The 20,428-nt window shown below is 33.9% G+C and carries 22 protein-coding genes; 15 read left to right on the top strand and 7 right to left on the bottom strand.

Annotation, left to right across the window (positions count from 1 at the left end):
* The first annotated feature begins 242 nt into the window (after positions 1-242).
* The 3 genes from ACFSR1_RS08655 (at position 243) to ACFSR1_RS08645 (ending at position 2,699) form a co-directional block, all read left to right on the top strand.
* Complete coding sequence (locus ACFSR1_RS08655; RefSeq protein WP_378291596.1) at positions 243-1,253, top strand: helix-turn-helix transcriptional regulator; 1,011 nt, start codon at positions 243-245, stop codon at positions 1,251-1,253.
* A gap of 225 nt (positions 1,254-1,478) precedes the next feature.
* Positions 1,479-1,982 (top strand): nicotinate-nucleotide adenylyltransferase, encoded by a 504-nt coding sequence (locus tag ACFSR1_RS08650; protein ID WP_378291594.1) that lies wholly within the window; start codon positions 1,479-1,481, stop codon positions 1,980-1,982.
* A gap of 216 nt (positions 1,983-2,198) precedes the next feature.
* The gene (locus ACFSR1_RS08645; protein WP_378291592.1) at positions 2,199-2,699 is read left to right on the top strand and encodes a nicotinate-nucleotide adenylyltransferase; all 501 of its coding nucleotides are present in this window, start codon (positions 2,199-2,201) and stop codon (positions 2,697-2,699) included.
* A gap of 53 nt (positions 2,700-2,752) precedes the next feature.
* On the opposite strand, the gene ACFSR1_RS08640 is transcribed toward ACFSR1_RS08645, so the two are convergent.
* Positions 2,753-3,088 carry a single-stranded DNA-binding protein gene (locus ACFSR1_RS08640; RefSeq protein ID WP_378291590.1) on the bottom strand — a complete coding sequence of 112 codons (336 nt, stop codon included), beginning with the start codon at positions 3,086-3,088 and terminating at the stop codon, positions 2,753-2,755.
* A 226-nt stretch (positions 3,089-3,314) separates the two neighbouring features.
* Here ACFSR1_RS08640 and ACFSR1_RS08635 point away from each other — a divergent pair, with 226 nt between their 5' ends.
* From ACFSR1_RS08635 to ACFSR1_RS08600, 8 genes are all read left to right on the top strand, one after another.
* Positions 3,315-3,770 (top strand): DinB family protein, encoded by a 456-nt coding sequence (locus tag ACFSR1_RS08635; RefSeq protein WP_378291588.1) that lies wholly within the window; start codon positions 3,315-3,317, stop codon positions 3,768-3,770.
* 38 nt (positions 3,771-3,808) lie between these two features.
* Positions 3,809-4,420, top strand: coding sequence for a hypothetical protein (locus ACFSR1_RS08630; RefSeq protein ID WP_378291586.1), 612 nt, complete (start codon positions 3,809-3,811; stop codon positions 4,418-4,420).
* 97 nt (positions 4,421-4,517) lie between these two features.
* Positions 4,518-6,785 (top strand): aminotransferase class III-fold pyridoxal phosphate-dependent enzyme, encoded by a 2,268-nt coding sequence (locus tag ACFSR1_RS08625; protein WP_378291584.1) that lies wholly within the window; start codon positions 4,518-4,520, stop codon positions 6,783-6,785.
* A 15-nt stretch (positions 6,786-6,800) separates the two neighbouring features.
* The gene (modA, locus tag ACFSR1_RS08620) at positions 6,801-7,574 is read left to right on the top strand and encodes a molybdate ABC transporter substrate-binding protein (protein WP_378291582.1); all 774 of its coding nucleotides are present in this window, start codon (positions 6,801-6,803) and stop codon (positions 7,572-7,574) included.
* Positions 7,574-7,975, top strand: coding sequence for a TOBE domain-containing protein (locus tag ACFSR1_RS08615; RefSeq protein ID WP_378291580.1), 402 nt, complete (start codon positions 7,574-7,576; stop codon positions 7,973-7,975). The genes modA and ACFSR1_RS08615 overlap by 1 nt, the downstream gene beginning before the upstream one ends.
* On the top strand, positions 7,975-8,646 hold the full coding sequence (gene modB / locus ACFSR1_RS08610; RefSeq protein ID WP_378294486.1) for a molybdate ABC transporter permease subunit: 672 nt from the start codon (positions 7,975-7,977) through the stop codon (positions 8,644-8,646). The genes ACFSR1_RS08615 and modB overlap by 1 nt, the downstream gene beginning before the upstream one ends.
* Entirely contained in the window at positions 8,643-9,521 is an 879-nt protein-coding gene (locus tag ACFSR1_RS08605; RefSeq protein ID WP_378291579.1) for an ABC transporter ATP-binding protein, read from the top strand. The genes modB and ACFSR1_RS08605 overlap by 4 nt, the downstream gene beginning before the upstream one ends.
* A gap of 1 nt (position 9,522) precedes the next feature.
* The gene (locus tag ACFSR1_RS08600; protein ID WP_378291577.1) at positions 9,523-10,056 is read left to right on the top strand and encodes a DUF2867 domain-containing protein; all 534 of its coding nucleotides are present in this window, start codon (positions 9,523-9,525) and stop codon (positions 10,054-10,056) included.
* On the opposite strand, the gene ACFSR1_RS08595 is transcribed toward ACFSR1_RS08600, so the two are convergent.
* From ACFSR1_RS08595 to ACFSR1_RS08585, 3 genes are all read right to left on the bottom strand, one after another.
* The gene (locus ACFSR1_RS08595) at positions 10,028-10,633 is read right to left on the bottom strand and encodes a DUF4230 domain-containing protein (protein ID WP_378291575.1); all 606 of its coding nucleotides are present in this window, start codon (positions 10,631-10,633) and stop codon (positions 10,028-10,030) included. The two genes, ACFSR1_RS08600 and ACFSR1_RS08595, sit on opposite strands and share 29 nt — an antisense overlap.
* A gap of 90 nt (positions 10,634-10,723) precedes the next feature.
* On the bottom strand, positions 10,724-11,254 hold the full coding sequence (locus tag ACFSR1_RS08590; protein ID WP_378291573.1) for a DUF4136 domain-containing protein: 531 nt from the start codon (positions 11,252-11,254) through the stop codon (positions 10,724-10,726).
* 78 nt (positions 11,255-11,332) lie between these two features.
* Positions 11,333-11,509 (bottom strand): DUF5522 domain-containing protein, encoded by a 177-nt coding sequence (locus tag ACFSR1_RS08585; protein WP_378291571.1) that lies wholly within the window; start codon positions 11,507-11,509, stop codon positions 11,333-11,335.
* Between the two features lie 28 nt (positions 11,510-11,537).
* On the opposite strand from ACFSR1_RS08585, the gene ACFSR1_RS08580 reads away from it, so the two are divergent.
* From ACFSR1_RS08580 to hemL, 4 genes are read left to right on the top strand one after another with little or no spacing between them, the layout of a single operon-like run.
* On the top strand, positions 11,538-11,864 hold the full coding sequence (locus tag ACFSR1_RS08580; protein ID WP_378291569.1) for a hypothetical protein: 327 nt from the start codon (positions 11,538-11,540) through the stop codon (positions 11,862-11,864).
* 6 nt (positions 11,865-11,870) lie between these two features.
* Positions 11,871-12,812: a 1-aminocyclopropane-1-carboxylate deaminase/D-cysteine desulfhydrase gene (locus ACFSR1_RS08575; protein ID WP_378291567.1), complete on the top strand. Its 942-nt coding sequence runs from the start codon at positions 11,871-11,873 to the stop codon at positions 12,810-12,812.
* A 1-nt stretch (position 12,813) separates the two neighbouring features.
* A complete protein-coding gene (locus tag ACFSR1_RS08570; protein ID WP_378291565.1) occupies positions 12,814-13,680 on the top strand; it encodes a glucosaminidase domain-containing protein in 867 nt (288 codons plus the stop codon).
* Positions 13,681-13,686: 6 nt separating this feature from the next.
* Entirely contained in the window at positions 13,687-14,973 is a 1,287-nt protein-coding gene (gene hemL, locus ACFSR1_RS08565; protein ID WP_378291563.1) for a glutamate-1-semialdehyde 2,1-aminomutase, read from the top strand.
* A gap of 79 nt (positions 14,974-15,052) precedes the next feature.
* On the opposite strand, the gene ACFSR1_RS08560 is transcribed toward hemL, so the two are convergent.
* From ACFSR1_RS08560 to ACFSR1_RS08550, 3 genes are all read right to left on the bottom strand, one after another.
* On the bottom strand, positions 15,053-17,029 hold the full coding sequence (locus ACFSR1_RS08560) for a tetratricopeptide repeat-containing sensor histidine kinase (RefSeq protein ID WP_378291561.1): 1,977 nt from the start codon (positions 17,027-17,029) through the stop codon (positions 15,053-15,055).
* Between the two features lie 250 nt (positions 17,030-17,279).
* Positions 17,280-17,807 (bottom strand): GrpB family protein, encoded by a 528-nt coding sequence (locus ACFSR1_RS08555; protein ID WP_378291559.1) that lies wholly within the window; start codon positions 17,805-17,807, stop codon positions 17,280-17,282.
* Positions 17,808-17,928: 121 nt separating this feature from the next.
* Entirely contained in the window at positions 17,929-20,418 is a 2,490-nt protein-coding gene (locus ACFSR1_RS08550) for a zinc-dependent metalloprotease (RefSeq protein ID WP_378291557.1), read from the bottom strand.
* Between the last annotated feature and the right edge of the window lie 10 nt (positions 20,419-20,428).

Raw genomic sequence — 20,428 nt, 5'->3', positions numbered from 1 at the left:
ATTTAAAATTAAATAAGTTCCTTCTCCTTGGAGAGAAGGTTAGGATGAGGGGCCTTATTTGTAAAACCCTCACCTTAATCCTCTCCCAGAGGGAGAGGAAACATAAATTATGAATATATAAGTACTCTAATTTCTTAAATAATCTTTATTTGTTTATTATTTATAGTACAAATGTCTGAGGTCAGTACGCATTCTTTTTGCGCAGTTAAAATTATTTCTTATTTTTTCTGAAATTTTTTTAAATGGCTTCTAATAAAAATGCGCTGATACGATATAAAACCATTGATCAATGTCTACGTAATACCTTTAGAAAGTGGGTGCTAGATGATCTTATCGAGGCGTGTTCTGATGCCTTGTATGAGTATGAAGGAAAAGATGTATATGTAAGTAAAAGAACAATACAGTTAGATATACAAATGATGCGTAGCGATAAATTAGGATATAATGCGCCTATAGAAGTATATCAACGCAAATATTATCGATATGCCGAAGAAGATTATAGTATTATGAATATTCCTGTAACGGATCATGATATTAAGATCATGAATGAATCGATACAAATCTTGCGACAGTTTAAGGATTTTTCGCTGTTTAAAGAGATGAATGGAGTCATAGAGCGTTTAGAAGATTCTGTATATGCTACCCAAAAAGACAACATACCTATTATTCATCTCGAAAAAAATGACCTGCTTAAAGGGTTAGAGCATATCGATAGATTATACCATGCGATACAGAATAAACAGGTATTGCAGATTGCGTATAAATCTTTTAAAGCAAGAGATGAAACAAAAATTATAATTCATCCTCAATTACTCAAAGAATTTAATAATAGATGGTTTTTATTGGCAGTAGGACATAAAAGAAAGGTATTGACCACTTTTGCACTGGATCGAATTGTTGGTATTCATAATTCTGAGGAAGATATTACCTATATCGATCAACATATCGACGGAGATGTATATTATAAAGATGTGATCGGTGTTACTGTTTCTGAGAATGTGGAGCCCGAACTTATCACCTTTAGAATAGATAATAGAAATGCTCCTTACGTAACCACAAAACCTTTCCATAGTTCGCAAGAAATCGTATCCCAGGATGAGAGAGGAGCGACTTTTAGCATCAGAGTACAAATGAATTTTGAGTTAGAACGTTTGATTCTTGGTTTTGGTGATAGCATTGAAGTATTACTGCCAGAGCGATTGCGAGCCAGAATTCATACTAAGCTAAAACGAGCTTTAGGTAGGTATGAATAGTGTATGGTATAATTTTGTAAGAAAACTTTTTGTAAATAAAACTAAAACGGTTTAAGAGTCTTAAAAATATTAATAGTAGTTTATATTTTAAGATATATGGAGCTCCTATAAAAGTCTTTGTAAAAGCAGTTTTATAGCTGACAATTATCATAGTTTAGAATTAGATTGATAAGTAAATTTGCACGATTAAAAAAATCACTGATTATTTATCAAAATTCATAAATCATGAGAAATATAATATTAGTAGGTTTATTTGTTTTTGGGCTTACGGTTCAATCTTTTGGTCAGAAAGAAGAGAAATTACCGGAGGTAGTTATAATGGATACAAATTATAAATATCTCAACGAAGTTGGTTCCGAAGAGGCAGCTGTTCCGGTAGAATTACTTCATAAAAAAGTAGCTTCTTATAATGTAAAGAATTCTGATGTTTACAAGGAGGGGAACAATTCTTATGAAGTATCCTTTCGTATTCCTGACGGGAAGATTCTTGCGGCATATGATAAAGATGGTAAACTTTTGCGTACTATCGAAAGGTTCAAAGGCGTAAGACTGCCTGTTGCCGTAATGAAATCTATCTATGGGAGATTTCCAGGTTGGAAAATCTCTGATGACGTTTACTTAGTGAGTTATCATAAAGATAATAAGGTGACTGAAAAATATAAAATTAAATTAGAAAATGGGGATAAGCTAATAAAAGTAAAAACCGATAGTGATGGTAATTTTCTTTAGTATAACAGAAAATTAAGTCATTTTAGAAAAGGAGGTTGTCTAAAAAGATAACCTCCTTTTTATTTTTAAAACATTTTGTTTTTTGACGAATTCCTGAAATGTTCATTTTAAAAATATAGACTGAAAAATTATCTGACTGACAATTATCATAGTAAAAAATCTCTGTTTGTAATACTTTAAGCAATCAATGTTTTGTTAATCATAAAGAGATATATCATGAAAAAATTCATTGCTAGTTTATTGTTATTAGGTGTTATGAATCCTTGTTTAGCCCAGAAAATAGAGAAGTTGCCAGAAGTAGTAATTATTGCTACAAACTATAAGTACTTAAGCACGGTAGACTCAGAAGATGAGTCAGAATCTGTTGATTTGCTACAAAAGGAGGTAGCATCTTACGATTTAAAGAACTCGGATGTTTATGAAGACGAGTACGATTTATATTATGTGTCTTTTCATATTCCTGATGGAAAAATACTTGCAGCCTATGATAAAAATGGAAAGGTTCTGAGGACTATAGAAAAATTTAACGATACTAGGTTGCCCAGAAATATTATGGAGGCCGTAACCAAGAGATTTCCGGGTTGGGAGATTACCAAAGATGTGTATCTGGTCAATTATCATAGCGAAAATGGAGTTACTAAAAAATATAAGTTAAGATTACAAAATGGTAAAAAACGTATCAAGGTTAAAACAGATGAGTTTGGCAAATTTCTTTAAATAAACAAGGAGCTTTATGAATTTCATAAAGCTCCTTGTGATTGGTTTTCCGTTTACTTATTTCCCAACATCAGAAATTCATTACAAACTACCTCAGTGATATATCTTTTATTACCTTCGTTATCATCATAACTACGTGATGTAAGTTTACCTTCTATCGCTACTTCCTGACCTTTGTTTACATATTTTTCGATGATTTCTGCGGTTTTTCCCCAGGCAACAATATTGTGCCATTGGGTATCTGTAATTTTATCACCTGCTTTATTATAGTAATAGTCGTTTGTTGCAATAGAGAATTTTGCCAGTTTTCTTCCAGAATCCAGGTTTACGATTTCTGGTTCTTGTCCTAGGTTTCCAATTAACTGTACTTTGTTTTTAAGCGTATTCATAATTTTAGTTTTTTGATACCTGTCTGTAGCAGGCAGATTAAACAATGGATAGTATCGAGTTCTTATGTTTCGACGAGGCAAACATAGATTTAGACGAAAGCAAGATTCGGTTCGGAAGTGTTTATTTTCGGTTGTAACCGTTTGTAGTCGTTTGTAAACAAAAAAAATAACTACCCAGTTTACTATAAAAAGTAATACCTTAGAAACACCAAAAAAATGAGATCAAATGAGTGATTCAATTATAGCAGTTTTAAAAACAATCTTTGAAAGAGATTTAGCAAAATTAAAAACGGAGATCAACGCGTATACCAAAGAAGAGAATCTATGGTTAGAAACAAAAGATATTAGTAACTCTGCCGGAAACCTTTGCTTACATCTCATAGGCAATCTCAATACATACATAGGTGCAGAATTTGGTAAAACAGGATATATTAGAGAAAGAGATCAAGAGTTTTCGTTAAAAAATGTTCCAAGATCACAACTGATTTCTATGGTGGATGAAACGATGACTATTGTACAAGATTCGTTAGATAAAGTAACTGAAGAAGATCTACAAAAAGAATATCCCAGAATACTGATGGACAAGAATCCAAGTACGCTGAGATTTTTTATACATCTTACCACACATTTAACCTATCATTTAGGACAAGTCAACTATCATAGAAGAATATTGGACGTTTAATTTAAGAAAGTTGAAAATAAATAAACTTTTGATTTAAAATGGTGATACTAAAAAAACTTCTGAAAATACTGTTTGTTTTGATTGTTATCGTTGTTATTGGAGCTGGATATTTGTATTTCAGATTGAATAATAACATAGAAAATGTTCTTGAAGCCAAAGATGATTGGCGTAGTGAAGTATTAGAATTTCCGTTGATTTTTGCAGGAGATTTAGATTATAAAGGAGAAGAGCATATCCGTTTTGCACCTGGTTGGGGAGAAACGAATAGTGAAGATTATTTTTCTTATGTTTTTTTGTGGATGTTGGAAGAAGACCCAAAACTAAATGAGGCGACATTAGAAAATATCATGAACATCTATTTTGATGGGCTTATGAATACGGGAGCCATCACCAACTTTAGTTTCTTTAAGGATATTCCTGAGACAGAATCTTCGATGCAGAAAATTGACGATAATCGTTACAAAGGCTCCATAAAGTTTTATGATGAATTTTTTGCTAAGGATATGATTACACTTAACGCTGATATCCAATATCAATATTGTAATGCTACCGAAAAACATATGGTTTGGTTTTACTTGTCTCCCAAAGAAATAAATCACCCGATTTGGAATCAGCTCAAAGAGGTATATTTAAATATCAACTGTAATTAAAAAAGCTACTTTTCGTAATTACAGATAGTATTACAGTATATTTATCGTAAGATAATAAAACACACTTTCAAGAAAAACCTATCTCATTCACACAACGATGGATCAACTCTTAGAAACTGAATTTGGATTTGATAAACCCGAAATCAAAAGATTGAACGGTTATGACAATGTTAATTATCTCGTTAAAAACAAGCTAAAGAAATATGTTTTTAAAACATATCCCTATAACAAAGAGTTATTGGATGTCCTGAAAGCAGAAAATGAGACACTACTGCATTTGCAGGAAAAGGATACAAACCCATTTCCCAAACCCATTTCCTTTACGGAAGATGCTTTCATAAAAGTATTAGAGATTGATGGGTCTAAAATTATTTGCAGAATGCTTTCGTTTTTGGATGGTAAATTTTTAGGTGATATAGAATCCACAGAAGAACTATTTTCGTCATTAGGAACCTTTCTTGCTGAAATGGATATTAAATTACAAAAATTTGATAGCTATGTGCTGAAAGCAAGACAATGGGAATGGGATATCCAATATGTACACTTAAACAAAAAATATCTTGATGATATTGTTGATCCGCATGACAGGAGTGTGGTTCAGTATTTTTTTCAACAATTTGAACAAAATGTAGTTCCATTATTGCCAGAATTAAGAAAACAGGTAATTCATAATGATGCGAATGAATGGAATATATTGACTAAAAATGGGAAAGTCTCAGGAATTATCGATTTTGGGGATTTAGCATATTCACATGTAATCAATGAATTAGCGATTGCCATTACCTATGCGTGTTATGATAAAGAAACCCCTTTAGATTGGGCGCCAATTATTCTAAAAGCGTATCACAGCGTTCTTCCTTTGGAAGAAAAAGAAATTAAAGTCTTGTATTACCTGATCGCCGCAAGGCTTTGTACGAGTGTATGTAATTCTGCACATTCCAGAAAAATTAACCCTGATAATGCATATGCTATTGTTAGTGAAAAATCTGCCTGGCAGATGTTGCACAAATGGTTAAGAATTAATCCGATCGGAGCAGAGAAGGTGTTCAGGAAGGCAATAGGATTGCCAGTTCATAAAACACCATCCACTGAAGAGGAGATCAAAAGAAGACATCAGTATATAAGTCCTATTCTGTCTTTAAGTTATAAAGAACCTATTTTTATGAGTCGTTCGGCTTTTCAGTATATGTATGATGCCGATGGTAATACCTTTTTAGATGCTTATAATAATATTCCACACGTTGGACATTCACATCCCAAAGTAGTTGAAGCTGGGCAAAGACAAATGGCTCAATTGAATACGAATACCAGATATCTTTATGACCTATTACCTACCTATGCCGAAAAGTTGTTGTCAAAATTCCCAAATACACTTAATAAAGTGTTTTTTGTAAACTCCGGAAGTGCAGCTAGTGATTTGACTATGCGGATGGCACATGCACATACCAATCAAAAAACAGTCATGGTTATGGAACACGGATATCACGGCAATACCCAGATTTCTATTGATATTAGCGATTATAAATTCAATAACCCAAAAGGACAAGGACAAAAGAAATATATTCTAAAAACGCCAATTCCGGATACCTATAGAGGTAAATATACCGGCGAGAATGCAGGTAAATTATATGCTGAAGAAGCAGTCAAACAAATAGAAGATACTGATCATCCTATTGCCGCTTTTATTACAGAACCCATTGTAGGGTGTGGCGGACAAGTGCCTCTTGCAAAAGGATATCTAAAGGAAATTTATCCTGCAATTAGAAAACAAGGTGGAATTTGCATCAGTGATGAGGTTCAAACTGGTTTTGGTCGTTTGGGAGATCACTTTTGGGGATTTGAAGCGCAAGAGGTTGTTCCGGATATGGTTATTGTTGGGAAACCAATTGCAAATGGTCATCCAATGGGAGCGGTTATTACTACCGATGAAATAGCCGAATCTTTTGGTAAAGGAGTGCAGTTTTTTAGCTCTTTTGGAGGAAATCCTGTTTCCTGCGCTATTGGATTATCCGTGTTGGAAGTAATTGAAGAAGAAAAATTACAAGAGAATGCTAAAGAGGTTGGTGATTATTATAAATCCATCTTATCCGAACTTCAGAAAAAATATGATTGTATTGGTGATGTACGTGGTTCAGGTTTATTTTTAGGAATCGAAATCATCAAAGGAAAGAATCGGGAAACCAATAGATCATTAGCACATCATATTAAAAATGAACTACGTAACAAATTTATACTTATCAGCACAGATGGACCTGATGATAGTGTATTGAAAACGAAACCACCTTTATGTTTTACAAAAGAAAACGCCAAAGAAGTGGTGGATACTATTGATGAAATATTAGAAGCATATTACCAGAAAGTATAAAAGACTTTAAATAAAATGTACAGAGGGAAAATCAGGTTAAAAATAAGAATAGATATTATAATCTTTTTATTGCTTTTAGGATGTAAACAACCCGAAAGAGATGTAGTCACGATTGCTGCAGCAGCAAATATGCAGTTTGCGATAACAGAAATTTCTAAAGCATTTACAAAACAAACCGGAATACAATGTGAGCTTGTTATCAGTTCCTCTGGTAAATTAACTGCACAGATAAAAGAAGGAGCTCCGTATGATATTTTTGTTTCTGCTAATATGAAATATCCGAATGAGATTTATGCAAGTGATTTAGCGGTTTATCCTCCAAAAATCTATGGGTATGGTCAATTGGTGTTGTGGTCTATGTATGATAGTATACAACCTTCTATAAAAATACTAACCGATGAAAGTTTACAACACATTGCTTTGGCAAATCCTAAAACTGCACCCTATGGTCAGGCAGCAGTTGAAGTGTTAGAAAATTATAACATTTATAATCAGGTGAAGGGTAAATTAGTATATGGAGAAAGTATTGCACAAACCAATCAGTTTATTACTTCAAAGTCTTTAGAGATTGGTTTTACTTCAAAATCCGTGGTATTGTCTCCTAAAATGAAAGATAAAGGACATTGGATAGTATTAGATGAACAAAAGTACCTTCCGATTGAACAAGGAGTCGTAATGATTAAAAAAGAAAATCAGAATGTTAAGGGTACTCAACAATTTTATGATTTTCTTTTTTCTGCAGAAGCTAAAGAAATACTAGAAGAATTCGGATATTTAAGAGCTGAATAATGAATGTTTTCTCAGGACATATATCATATATACAAGTAAACGAAAGTTTATCAATGGTTTCAGTTCGGATGAATGAGTTTATCGAACTAAAAACTATTGTTGTAGAAACTCCGGAAACTGCTTCCTATTTATCTAAAGGAAATAGTGTAAATGTCTTGTTTAAAGAAACAGAGGTGATCATCGGTAACGAAGATACGCTCTCAATAAGTATTCAAAATAAAATCAAAGCTACCATTAAGGAGATTAAAAAAGGAGTATTGTTAAGTAGATTAACATTGAAGTCAGCCATTGGAGATATAGTTGCTATTATCGCTACTGAAGCAGTGGAGGAGCTGATGTTAGTAGAAGATCAAGAAGTAATCGCTATGATTAAGGTAAACGAAATTATGCTTTCTCAATGATGGATTGGGGGCCAATCATATTGACCGCAAAACTTGCTTTGGTAACTACCGTGATTCTATTGGTGGTTTCCATTCCCCTTGCCTATTGGTTAGCATATTCTAAATCACGAATCAAGCCGGTTGTAGAAACTCTAGTGAGTATGCCATTAGTGTTGCCGCCAACCGTGTTAGGGTTCTATTTATTGATGGCTTTTAGTCCGGGAAACGCATTTGGTAGTTGGTTGCAAGACTGGTTTGGGATTCGATTAATTTTTTCGTTCTCAGGATTGGTGATAGGATCTGTTATTTATAGTTTGCCTTTTATGGTTAATCCAATTCAGTCTGGTTTGGCAAGTTTACCAGCTTCGCTAACAGAGGCTTCATACGTATTGGGTAAATCCAAAATAAAAACACTATATAAAGTATTATTGCCCAATATAAAACCTTCGTTACTAACAGGAATTGTATTGGCTTTTGCGCATACGGTTGGAGAATTCGGTGTTGTTCTAATGATCGGAGGAAACATTCCGGAAAAGACTAAAGTAGTTTCTATTGCGATTTATGATGAGGTGGAAGCATTGAATTATAGTAATGCACATATGTATTCTCTGATTTTAATCATCATAACTTTTATAGTATTGTTATCAGTGTATTTGATTAATGGTGGATACCTAAAAAGGTTTTGGAGATGATAGAGGTAAACATCAATAAAACACTCAGTACCGCAAAAGGAAAAATGCTGCTTGATATCCAATTGAATATCGAGAAAGGTGAATTTGTTACCTTATATGGCCCTTCTGGTGCCGGAAAAACATCGACGCTTAGGATACTAGCAGGTTTGTTATCAGTTGATAATGGACAAATCACAGTAGATCAAAAGGTGTGGTTGGATACAGAGCAAAAGATAAATGTTACTCCACAAAAGCGCAAAATAGGATATGTTTTTCAGGATTATGCATTATTTCCTAATATGACGGTCCGTAAAAACCTGGAGTTCGCCCTCGAAAAAGATCAGGATAAAGGTGTCATCGAAGAGTTGATCGCTATAGTAGCGTTAGAGGAATTACAGCATAGAAAACCTGAAACATTATCCGGTGGTCAACAGCAAAGAGTAGCGTTGGCACGTGCTCTGGTTCGTAAACCCGAAGTTTTATTATTGGATGAACCACTTTCTGCACTAGATATTAAAATGCGAAGCAAACTGCAGGACTATATTCTAAAAGTGCATCGACAATATAAACTCACAACAATTTTAGTAAGTCATGATGTGGGGGAAATCATTAAAATGTCTGATAAAATATATTGTCTTGAGGATGGAAAAATCAATAGATCAGGTGATCCTGTAACTATATTTACGAATGATCAACTTAGTGGTAAATTTCAATTTACAGGAGAAGTAATTGGGATACAGCAAGAAGAAGTAGTCTATATTGTAACTGTTATCATAGGTAATAACGTTGTAAAAATCATTGCTCAAGAATCAGAAATTACAGACTTAGGAATTGGAGATAAGGTAATTGTAGCTTCCAAAGCTTTTAATCCGGTTCTGGTTAAGATCAAAGAATGACATGAAAGTTGAGAAATGCAGTTTACCAAAGGCATCATTATTGTCGAAAAACAAGTTTGATTATTCAGATAGTTTTAAAGCCGAGTTTACAGATAAAGAAGATACTACTGACATCATCGTTATGACTAAAGCTTTCTTTTCGGCTTCACCAGGATGGATTGGTAAATTATTTGTTTTAAGAAATAAGATGGTTTCGGTTTTTGGGTTGAAAACCGGAAATAAGATAAAAGGGAAAGAAGACGTATTACAAAATTTTAAAGGCGAGATTGGAGAGCAAATCGGAATTTTCAAAGTGTTTAATAAGTCTGATAACGAAATTATTTTAGGTGAGGATGATTCTCATCTTAATTTTAGAGTTTCGCTGTTATTAGAACCAAAAGAAGACTCCAGAAAAAACCTTACAATTTCAACAATTGTAAACTTCAATAATTGGTTCGGAAAATTATATTTTCTACCGGTAAAACCATTTCATAAGTTGATCGTCCCCGCAATGTTAAAAAGCACTATTAAAGGATTAATTGTTCAGAATCAGTAACCGAATTACCTTTATAAACCAGTTTCCAACCTAAGGAATTCGTAAGTATATATATTTTCTGAAGCTCACTGATCAATCTATTTTCAGCATTAGACTTTAGCGTAGAAGCTTCAATTTTTTTATTTAGTTGTAAAATCACTTCTTTTTGGATAAGATTATGATCTTCGGGATTGAATTGATTAAAAAAATCTTCTTCCAGGTCGTGGTATTTGATATTTGGATTAATGTTGATTTCTGCTTCAGGAATGTTGGTAATGGTAAGTGTTTTATTTGTTTGGTCAATGTTATGTTCAATCTTACTTAAATCATACGAAACAGTCACACCTGCATTGACAACTACAATCGCTTTTTTTTCTGCAGTAAGTATATCGAGATAATACTTTTTTGCATCTTTATAGGTGATCACTTCAGAGAAATGCCCTTCGGTAACCACCAGTTTGCCAACATTTTTTATTTGGTCTAAGATAAGATCAGAGGACTGTATTTCAGTTTTTTTAGATGTATACTGATCGATAAAATAATGAATACCTAAAGCGATGAATGCCGCAATTAATGCACCTAGAAGAAAATTACGCATATTTTTATGAGTCAAGTTCAGTATAAATGTACATAAAAAAATAGCCTCTCCGCTACAGAAAGGCTATGTAATCGTTAAGGGAGAGAAGTATCATTTTAATTCTGGAGGATATTTTTCTAAAATCGCACTTACAATCTGATTCATTTTTTCCTGTTTTTTGTCTACTTTTTGAGTTAAAGCAGCTGTCCCCATTCCTTGCCAGATCAACTCGTTTTTAGAAGCATCAATTAAGTCAATGTATAAAGTGCCTTCAGTAGTTCTGGAAACGGTGTTAAAACCATTGTTCCAAAACCAAGGATTCCATCCCCATCCATATCCTACACCAAAGTTGTTTTGATAGATGTTTACATTTTCTTTAGTTTTAGTAAAGATACTTACCAGTACGTCTGGATTTTGGGATTTGGTAAAACCTTTAGCAGACATATCAGCTTCAATAGCTCTTAGGATTCTTTTTTTATCCAGATCGCTTATTTCGGCTTTATCGATGCCTGGTTTATAAAAGGCATAGCTTTTGTAACTATTAAAATTGGTTTGCTTATCATAATCAGAAGCTACTCTAACACTAGAACAAGAGCTGAGTGTTATGATAAGAATTAGTGATAAAAGAGAGAAAGATTTCATAATCCTGTGTTTTGTATGTTCAACAATATTTTTTTCAATAAAACAGGCACAAGAATCATACCACGAGTACTATAAAAACTACTCTTTGGTATACTTGTTTGTCTTTTTGTTATAGCCATAAGGACAATGCCTGCAGCCACTCTCACAACAATATCCTCTTTTTAGATGGTATTGTTCTGTAAAACATCGATACCCTTCAGGTGTAAGATAATAGTCTCCTTCTTCGGGTTTTAGTATTTTTTTTGGGTTGTTCATCGTTGCAAAAATACTATCTTGCAGTAAGATGCCAGTTGTAGTTAACAAATATTTGATAGGTCGCCACTTTGTGGGAATTGCACTTTGGCCTTTTATTGTGGTAAAAGATCATCACCTAAAAGAAGATGAAGTTTTTATAAACCACGAAAGGATCCACTTAAAACAGCAGTTGGAATTACTGGTGATCCCATTCTATTTTGTGTATCTAACAGAGTATTTAATTCGATTAATTCAATATCGAAATTCAAAAGAAGCGTATCGTAATATTTCTTTTGAGCGAGAAGCATATGAGATGGAAACTGAACTTTCTTACCTAGAGCATCGTAAACTCTGGAGTTTTATTAAATACTTATAGTCTATTATGCATTTTTTTTCTTCGGAGGTAAAGGAACCAAAAAATGAAGAAATAGTTCATCCTATTCTAAAAGAGGCTGAAGTATCGCTTTTTATAAAACGTGAAGACCTTATTCACGATCAGGTTTCGGGCAATAAGTTTAGAAAACTAAAATACAATCTGTTAGAGGCAAAAAGATTGGGATTTAATACCATTCTTACTTTTGGCGGAGCCTATAGCAATCATATTGCAGCCACAGCGGCAGCTGGAAAAATAGTTGGATTACAAACCATTGGGGTGATCCGAGGGGATGAGTTAGCCAAAGATTTAGATCAGACATTATCAGAAAACGATACGCTTCGGTTTGCAACCGAAAACGGAATGAAGTTAAAGTTTGTTAGCAGAACGGCTTATAAAGAAAAAACTTCAGCGTCTTTTTTAGAGGCATTGAAAAAGGAATTTGGATCATTTTATACTGTTCCTGAAGGTGGAACTAATGTTTTGGCGGTCAAAGGATGTGAAGAAATCCTAACAAAGGAAGATAAAGTGTTTGACTATATCTGCTGTGCCGTTGGAACCGGCGGAACAATTTCCGGAATTATAAATGCAAGTTTAGCACATCAGCAAGTGATTGGATTTCCTGCCTTAAAAGGAAATTTTCTTTCTGATGAAATTAGAAAATATACTCATAAAACAAACTGGAATTTGATCGAGGAGTATCATTTTGGTGGATATGGCAAAATAAATGCAACGTTAATAGAGTTTATAAATACATTCAGGGAGGAACAAAATATTGCTTTAGATCCTATTTATACCGGAAAGATGATATACGGACTTTTTGATAGTATTCAGAACGGTACTTTTACGAAAAATACTCGTATTTTAGCCATTCATACCGGAGGTTTACAAGGTATTTTGGGGATGAATAAAAGGCTAAATAAAAAGAAGTTCCCGCTTATTAGAATTTGATATGAACTTGAGGAAAATTATACTATTGTTTTGTATTACTACACTCTTGATTTCTTGTGGTAGTAGTAAAAAAGCAACAACTAACAGAAGAACCGAAGCTCCTTCTCCTAGAAAAACGGAGATAAGTAGAGAAGTAAAAGAAATAAAGGAACCAAAAGAGGAAACTAAAAAACCACTGGCTGCTGTTTCTTACAAAGAAAAAGTTCAGAATTATATATTTGAGTATGCCGGTATCGCCAAGCATGAAATGGCTGAATATGGTATTCCTGCCAGTATTACATTAGCTCAAGGAATTCTGGAATCCGGAGCAGGTTATGGCGAACTTACCGGAAAAGCCAAAAACCATTTTGGGATAAAATGCCACGACTGGACTGGTGATAGGGTATATCACGATGATGATCGCTCTCAGGAATGCTTTAGAAAATATGAAAAGGCAAGTCACTCGTTTCGAGATCATTCTTTGTTCTTGAAAAACAGGAAACGTTACTCCAAACTTTTTACCTATAAGCAAGATGATTATAAATCCTGGGCATATGGATTGCGTGCAGCGGGCTATGCCACGGATAAAAAGTATCCCGTTAAACTTATAAGTATTATAGAAAGGTATAAGTTGGATAAATATGATGCTGAGGTTTTGGGAAAAACATATGTTGCTGAAAAGCCCAAGAAACCGAAAAATCCAACAGTTTCCGAAGCAAAAAATGGAGAGTATGTGGTTCAAAAAGGAGATACACTATATTCCATATCTCGAAGATATAATATCAAAGTTGATGATCTTAAAGCGTATAATAATTTAAAAGATAATGCAATCGCCATCGGGCAAGTTCTAAAAGTGGAAGAGCCTGATGATGATTCTGAAGAATTTTAATTCAATATGATTTACAAAAGAAGCAGTGCCCTGTTTAAGGAGGCTCAAAAAGTAATTCCCGGAGGAGTTAACTCACCTGTTCGAGCATTTAAAGCAGTTGGAGGAGATCCAATTTTTGTTAAAGAAGCAAAAGGTGCTTATTTATATGATGAAGACGGAAATCGCCTTATAGATTATATTAACTCTTGGGGTCCAATGATTCTAGGGCATGCACATCCGCCAGTTGTTGATGCTGTCGTTGAAAAAGCAAAAAAGGGAACTAGTTTCGGGATGCCGACAGAAATTGAAACTAAGATTGCAGAATTAGCAGTTTCTATGGTGCCTAATATAGACAAAATTCGATTTGTGAACTCAGGTACAGAAGCCTGTATGAGCGCTGTGAGATTGGCTCGTGGGTTTACTAAAAAAGATAAGATTATCAAATTTGCCGGTTGTTATCACGGTCATAGTGATTCTTTTCTGATTCAAGCGGGTAGTGGAGCAGTAACTTTTGGTAGTCCTAATAGTCCGGGAGTTACAGAAGGTACAGCAAAAGACACCTTGCTTGCCAGATATAATGACCTGAAAAATGTAGAAAGTATTATAAAATCTAATAAAGGAGAGATTGCTTGTATCATCATAGAACCTGTGGCAGGTAATATGGGATGTATTCCACCGGTTAAGGGTTTTTTAGAAGGGCTACGATCTCTTTGTGACGCTCACAATATTTTGTTGGTTTTTGATGAGGTAATGACGGGATTTAGATTAGCAAAAGGTGGCGTACAGGAATTATTAGGAGTAGATGCAGATATTGTAACTTTTGGTAAAGTAATCGGAGGTGGACTTCCTGTTGGTGCTTTTGCGGCAAGAGAAGAGATTATGAATCATTTAGCTCCCTTAGGACCTGTTTATCAGGCAGGAACCTTAAGTGGTAATCCTTTGGCCATGGCTGCTGGTTTAGCGATGTTAACCGAGTTAAATGATAATGTAAATATCTTTGATAGCATCGCAAAGAAGACTAAATATTTACATGAAGGTATTTCGAAAGTATTGACAGAAAAAAATGTAGTACATACCATCAATAGAATTGGATCTATGATTTCTGTTCATTTTTCTGAAAATCCTGTTGTTGATTTCGAAAGTGCTGCAGAAGGTAATAATGAAACTTTTAAGAAATTCTTTCACGGATTGCTTGATCAAGGAATTTATATCGCACCAAGCGCTTTTGAAAGTTGGTTTATTACAGAGGCTCTTACTTATAAAGATCTTGACGAAACTATAAAAGCAGTTTCTGTCACTGCAGAAAGCTTATAAATAACGCAAAAGCCGATCTGACTAGATCGGCTTTTGTGTCTTCTTTTAAGATGAGAATTAAATTTTTTGAACTTCTTGTCTAGGATGCTTTTGGTAATGTGATACAAAAAGTACTTCCCTCACCAAGTATACTTTTTACTTTGATTTCACCTTTGTTAAGTTCTATAAGTTCTTTGCAAATTCTTAATCCAAGTCCGGTTCCTGTTTCTTTCTGGGTCCCTTCTGTGGTAAAAGTATCTTCTGCAAAAAGTTTACCTAGATGTTCTTCGGGTATACCAACTCCGGTATCCTGGAAACAAATTTCATAATGCTCTTCCTTTTCTTCAGAATGTAAAGTAATTGAATCGCCTGGTTTACAGAATTTAATAGCATTAGCTATTAGGTTTTGAGATACGATAGAAAACATATCTTTGTCCGCAAACACCATAGTTGAATCTAATTGATTCTTGAGCTTAATGTCTTTAAGCTCAGCTTTAGGTTCAAAAAAGTTAAATTTACTGTTGATTACATCTTTAATATTAAACTCGGTTGGTTTTGCGTTCAATTCTTTCATTTGTGATTTGGACCAGTTCAGTAAATTATTCAACATAATTGAAGTTTGATGCGTCTTATTAGCAAGCAAAGGAATAATTTCCTGAAATTCTTCTGTAGAAATAGCATCTTCTTTTAATAAGTGTAATGTGCCGTCCAGACCATGGATTTCATTTTTGAGATCATGGGATATAATAGAGAATAATTTGTTTTTTGCCTGGTTAGATTCGTTTAATTCTTTTATATATCTTTTTCTTTCCTTACGTGTCTTTATAATAAAAATTAAAAAGACAAATATGAGAACCGAAACACCTAAACTGATAAAAGTGAATATTCGATATCTGTATAATTCTTCTTTAGTCTGTAATTCTGTTTTTTTCTGAGCTTCCAGGAGTTTCAATTGTTCCAGTTCAGATTTAAATCGGGTTTCGGCTTGTTTGATTTTTTCTGAAGTTTCTTCAGATGAATTTTGATCAGCTAGTTCCTGATACTTTTTTTGCCAGAGAAATGCGGATGCAAAGTTATTTCTCGCAGAATCTAAGGATGCCGCATATCTGTAATTGGTTAAAAGTAAAGGAGGTATGTCTAATTTTAATAATTCTTTACGAGCATCTGTTAGTAACTCCTCAGCTTCATCGTAATTTTTTAGTTTGGTTTCTATAAAACCCAATTGTTGTTTTACATTGGAGGCTACTCTAAAATTTTTTGCTTGTACAGCGTTACAATAAGAAGAATCATAATACTTTTTTGATTTTTCATACTCCTTGTTTTCCATAAACAAATTTGCCAATCTGTTGTAAGCCATTGCTTTGTCTAGGGAGTGGTTCTTTTTTTTACTAATTTCTAACGCTTCGTTAACTAGCTCTTTTGCTTCATCGATTTTACCTTGCGCGATATAGATAAGAGAAAGATTATTTAGCGCAGAGCCTAATTTTTCCGGTCTGAATTTTTTCTTTAAAGCGATAGATTTTTGATAATATTCCTCAGCAAGTTCATATTTGTCAATGTCTGAATAAATATTGGCCAAATTATTATAAGTACTTGATAGCACTATACTATCGTTTGTACGTTCAAAATATAAGTTGGCCTCCAGTATATGGTGTATTGCTTGTTCAGAATTTCCTCTTCCTTGTTCAATGGTGGATTTATTGTTATGGATGATAGCTAAACCTCTTTGATGATTTGCAATTCTAAAATAGGTTGCAGCCTTATCATAGTTGTGAAAAGCCTTGATATGTTGCTGGGTCATATTATGGATATTTCCAATATGTTGATAAACGTTTCCGATGCCTTTGTTGTATCGGATTCGGTTGGAAATAGATAAAAGGTTGGGTTCATAAGATAATGCGACTTCAAATTCTCCTTGTCTCCAAATATTCTCAAAATATTTCATCGCCGTATCAAATACGACAGAATCTTTTTCGATCTTTATAAAAGGTAGTATGCTATCCAGAGATTTCTGTTGCGAATAACCGCAATAACTTAATAGCATAAGTAGGCTAAGTATAAGAGTAGTTTTTTTCATACATTCTATTTTGGGGAAACAGATTAAATGCAATTTAGGTCTGCAAAATACAAATAATTTAGCTATTAACCATTTATTTGTAGTATTATTCTTTCAAAAATATACTATTTTTTTATGGTTTTACCATAGCTGAAGGTTTTTTGTATTTTAACGGTGATGTTTGCTTAAGGAAATGAGTGTGTATGAAATAAACAAAATGTTGATTACATTTAACTAAATGTCATCAATATATTTAGAATGTTTTAATGTCTTATTCTCTTTTTTCTAGATCAATGATCGAATTGATGAATTCTGTAGCATATACTTCTTTTAGGGTTGCGTATATTTTTTTGTTTTGGTTGGCTTTTTCTGCTAGTTCATATTTAATGTTTTGATACTTTAATCTAGCACCTTCATTTTTTCTTAAATGATTTCTAAATGATACGTGTCGATCTAATTCTTCACTATGTATAGGGCAAGCATACAAATGGTGACTTATAGTATCTAGTATTTTATTTTTAACGACTCCGTTTCTTTTAAAAACTTCTCGATGTAGAATTCCTTGATTTCCATTGTGAAAATATCCGATACTGAATAGTTTAGATTTTATTTTTTCAAATTCTGAATCTTCCTTGTAGATAATATCGATATCAATAATTGGTTTGGAAGCCAAACCTGGTATAGAGGTGCTGCCCACATGCTCAATACATAGATCTAATCCAAACAAGGCATTTTCAAGTTCTTTTTTTATACTCAAAAAGTGTGTTCTCCACTCTGGTGTGTATTTCTGAATGAGCATATAATTTTTCGGTTTCCTGATATCTTTAAACTATAATTCAAAAGAAACGAAAAATCTTAGACATAAAAAAACCGCAACAATCGATGTCGCGGTTTTAAATATGATTATTCTTTGCTATGTTTTAGCTTTTAGGATCGAGTACCAATGAAATTCTTTCTACAGCATCCTGTAAGTGATAACGAGTCATTCTATCAGTCGTTCTACCTATAGCATTTCTGATATCTCTTTGTAAGTTTTTCAGTTCTGCTCTTACAATTGGCCTGATATCACTTTGTGAAACATCTATATTGGTACGTCTTACAAAACGTCTAAAATTTGGAGGAATTGGTGCTTGCTCCTTTGTCATTAAAAATTCTAATCGTTCGATGTATGCTCGCTGAAGATTACGACGATATACATCGATGGTAGCACCTCTTCGAAGCTCACTCCAAATGCCTGATCTTAGTTCTGTCATCATATCAATTAGTGTATACGCATCTTTTTTATTGATAGCTTCATTTTCGATTAATCTAGCCATCCTTCCTTGATCTAATAGATTATTTAGTGTTCTCGTCTGAAACCCACGTACACGTTCCACACTACCTGCTGATTCTATTTTATTAAAAATAGAGCTGTCTAACAACCAATCTGGAGTAGAAAATAACTGTTCTTGTATAAACTTCATCGCACGTTTTTGATTTTCCTTGGTAACGTGCGTATATACGGCACCTTCTTGATCGTAAGTTTTGTAGTATTCATATACACCACCAATGTTAGAGGAAACGTGCCCCATATATCTGTTAAATTGACTTAGAACTTGACCATACATTGTTTGTAGATCATCATAGTTTTTACCATCTTCTGCAGTCCATTGAATTAGATTAGGTATTATTCTTTTTAGATTGGCAATTCCGTAAGTACTAGCGTTTACGGCATCATCTCCCAGGTCTTCTGTTTGTGAACTAGGATCGATTACACCAAACTGTTGTCTCCCAAAACGATATTTAGGATCGTTTGCGTGTTTCAGTATCCAGCTGTCTAAGGTTTTCTTCTCTTCTTCTGCTGTTGTGTTAAGGATTGGTCGGTATCCCCATCTGATAGCGTGCTTATCATAAATTCCTATTTCTGGCATTAATGCAACGTCTCCATCACCGGGTTGTGCGATGTAGTTAAAACGAGCATAATCCATAATCGATGGCGCTGTTCCATATTTTTTGGTAAATGCTGGATCACGCAATGATTCTACAGGATATGCTACACTACTTCCCATATTATGAGGTAGTCCTAAGGTATGACCTACTTCGTGAGCAGATACAAATCGAATAAGTCGTCCCATCACCTCATCCTTAAAAGCAACTCCTTGTGCATTAGGGTTGATTGCTGCTGTTTGCACAAAAAACCAATTGCGTAATAACGTCATTACATTATGATACCAGTTGATGTCGCTTTCCAGAATTTCTCCTGATCTTGGATCACTTACATGTGGTCCATTGGCATTTGGTATTGGAGAAGCTAGATAACGTACTACAGAATACCTTGCATCTTCTGGACTCCAATCAGGGTCTTCTTCTTTTGTAGGAGGGTCTTTCGCAATTATAGCATCTTTAAAACCAGCTTCTTCAAAAGCTACCTGCCAGTCTTCAATACCTTGTTTGATATATTTTCTCCATTTTTTTGGAGTAGCACGATCAATGTAGTACACAATCTGTTTTTTGGGTACAACTAATTCACCTCTTTTAAATTTCTCAATATCTTCATCTTGCACTTCTAATCTCCATCTATCCAGATATCGTATCGTTTTACTTTCTTGTGCCTCTAAACCATAATCAGTTTGTCCTCGCGCAAACCATCCTACTCGTTGGTCAAACATTCTACGTTTCATAGGTGTTTCAGGAAGTAAAATCATTGAATTACTCATTTCTAAAGAGATAGTTCCTGTACTGGCGTTAGAAGGAGGTTCTCCTGCGCTATATGTTTTTACGTGTCTTGTTTCTATATTAAGAGGATAACTTCTTATAGAATCTATATAAGATAAACTCGCATCTAATCGTGTAATCTTATATCTTTTTCTTCTAGATGCAGGAAATCCAAGTGCTTTTATATCTTTTTTGAATAAGTCCGTAACTTCAATAACCGTTGCATTGTTTACAGAATCTTTATGAAAAGCTTTGATGGCAAAGGAAAATAAAACAGGTTCGAAATTAGAATTTTCAACAGCTTCATGAATCGGTAAAGAATCTGCAGCATATATTTGATGTGACACAACACGAAGTAAGACCTGTTTGTTTTTCCTTTGCCATCTAAGGACTTGTGTGTTCTGTTTTCCTCCGCCAAAACCAATGCCTGTAGCAGTTTTAGCAATTCTTGTAACCATTAACATTTCTCTGTTAAAGAGAGAATCTGGGATTTCATAAAAGTATTTATCTTCGATATTATGAACTGTAAAAAGCCCTGCGTCGCTTTTTGCTTTTTTGGTAATAACTTCGCTATAAGGTTTGATGGCATTTTTGTCTTTACCAGGTTTTTTAGCAGTTACAGTAGCTGGAGTTTTTCCTTTTTTATTCTGAAAAGCAGAACAACTAGAAAATGTAACTGCCACTATTAGTAATAGATATAGAGTACTTTTGCGCATGAATTATTTT

This window comes from Aquimarina rubra, assembly GCF_042684305.1.
In the GTDB taxonomy this organism is placed as follows: domain Bacteria; phylum Bacteroidota; class Bacteroidia; order Flavobacteriales; family Flavobacteriaceae; genus Aquimarina; species Aquimarina rubra.
This window is presented reverse-complemented; position numbering and strand designations above follow the sequence as displayed.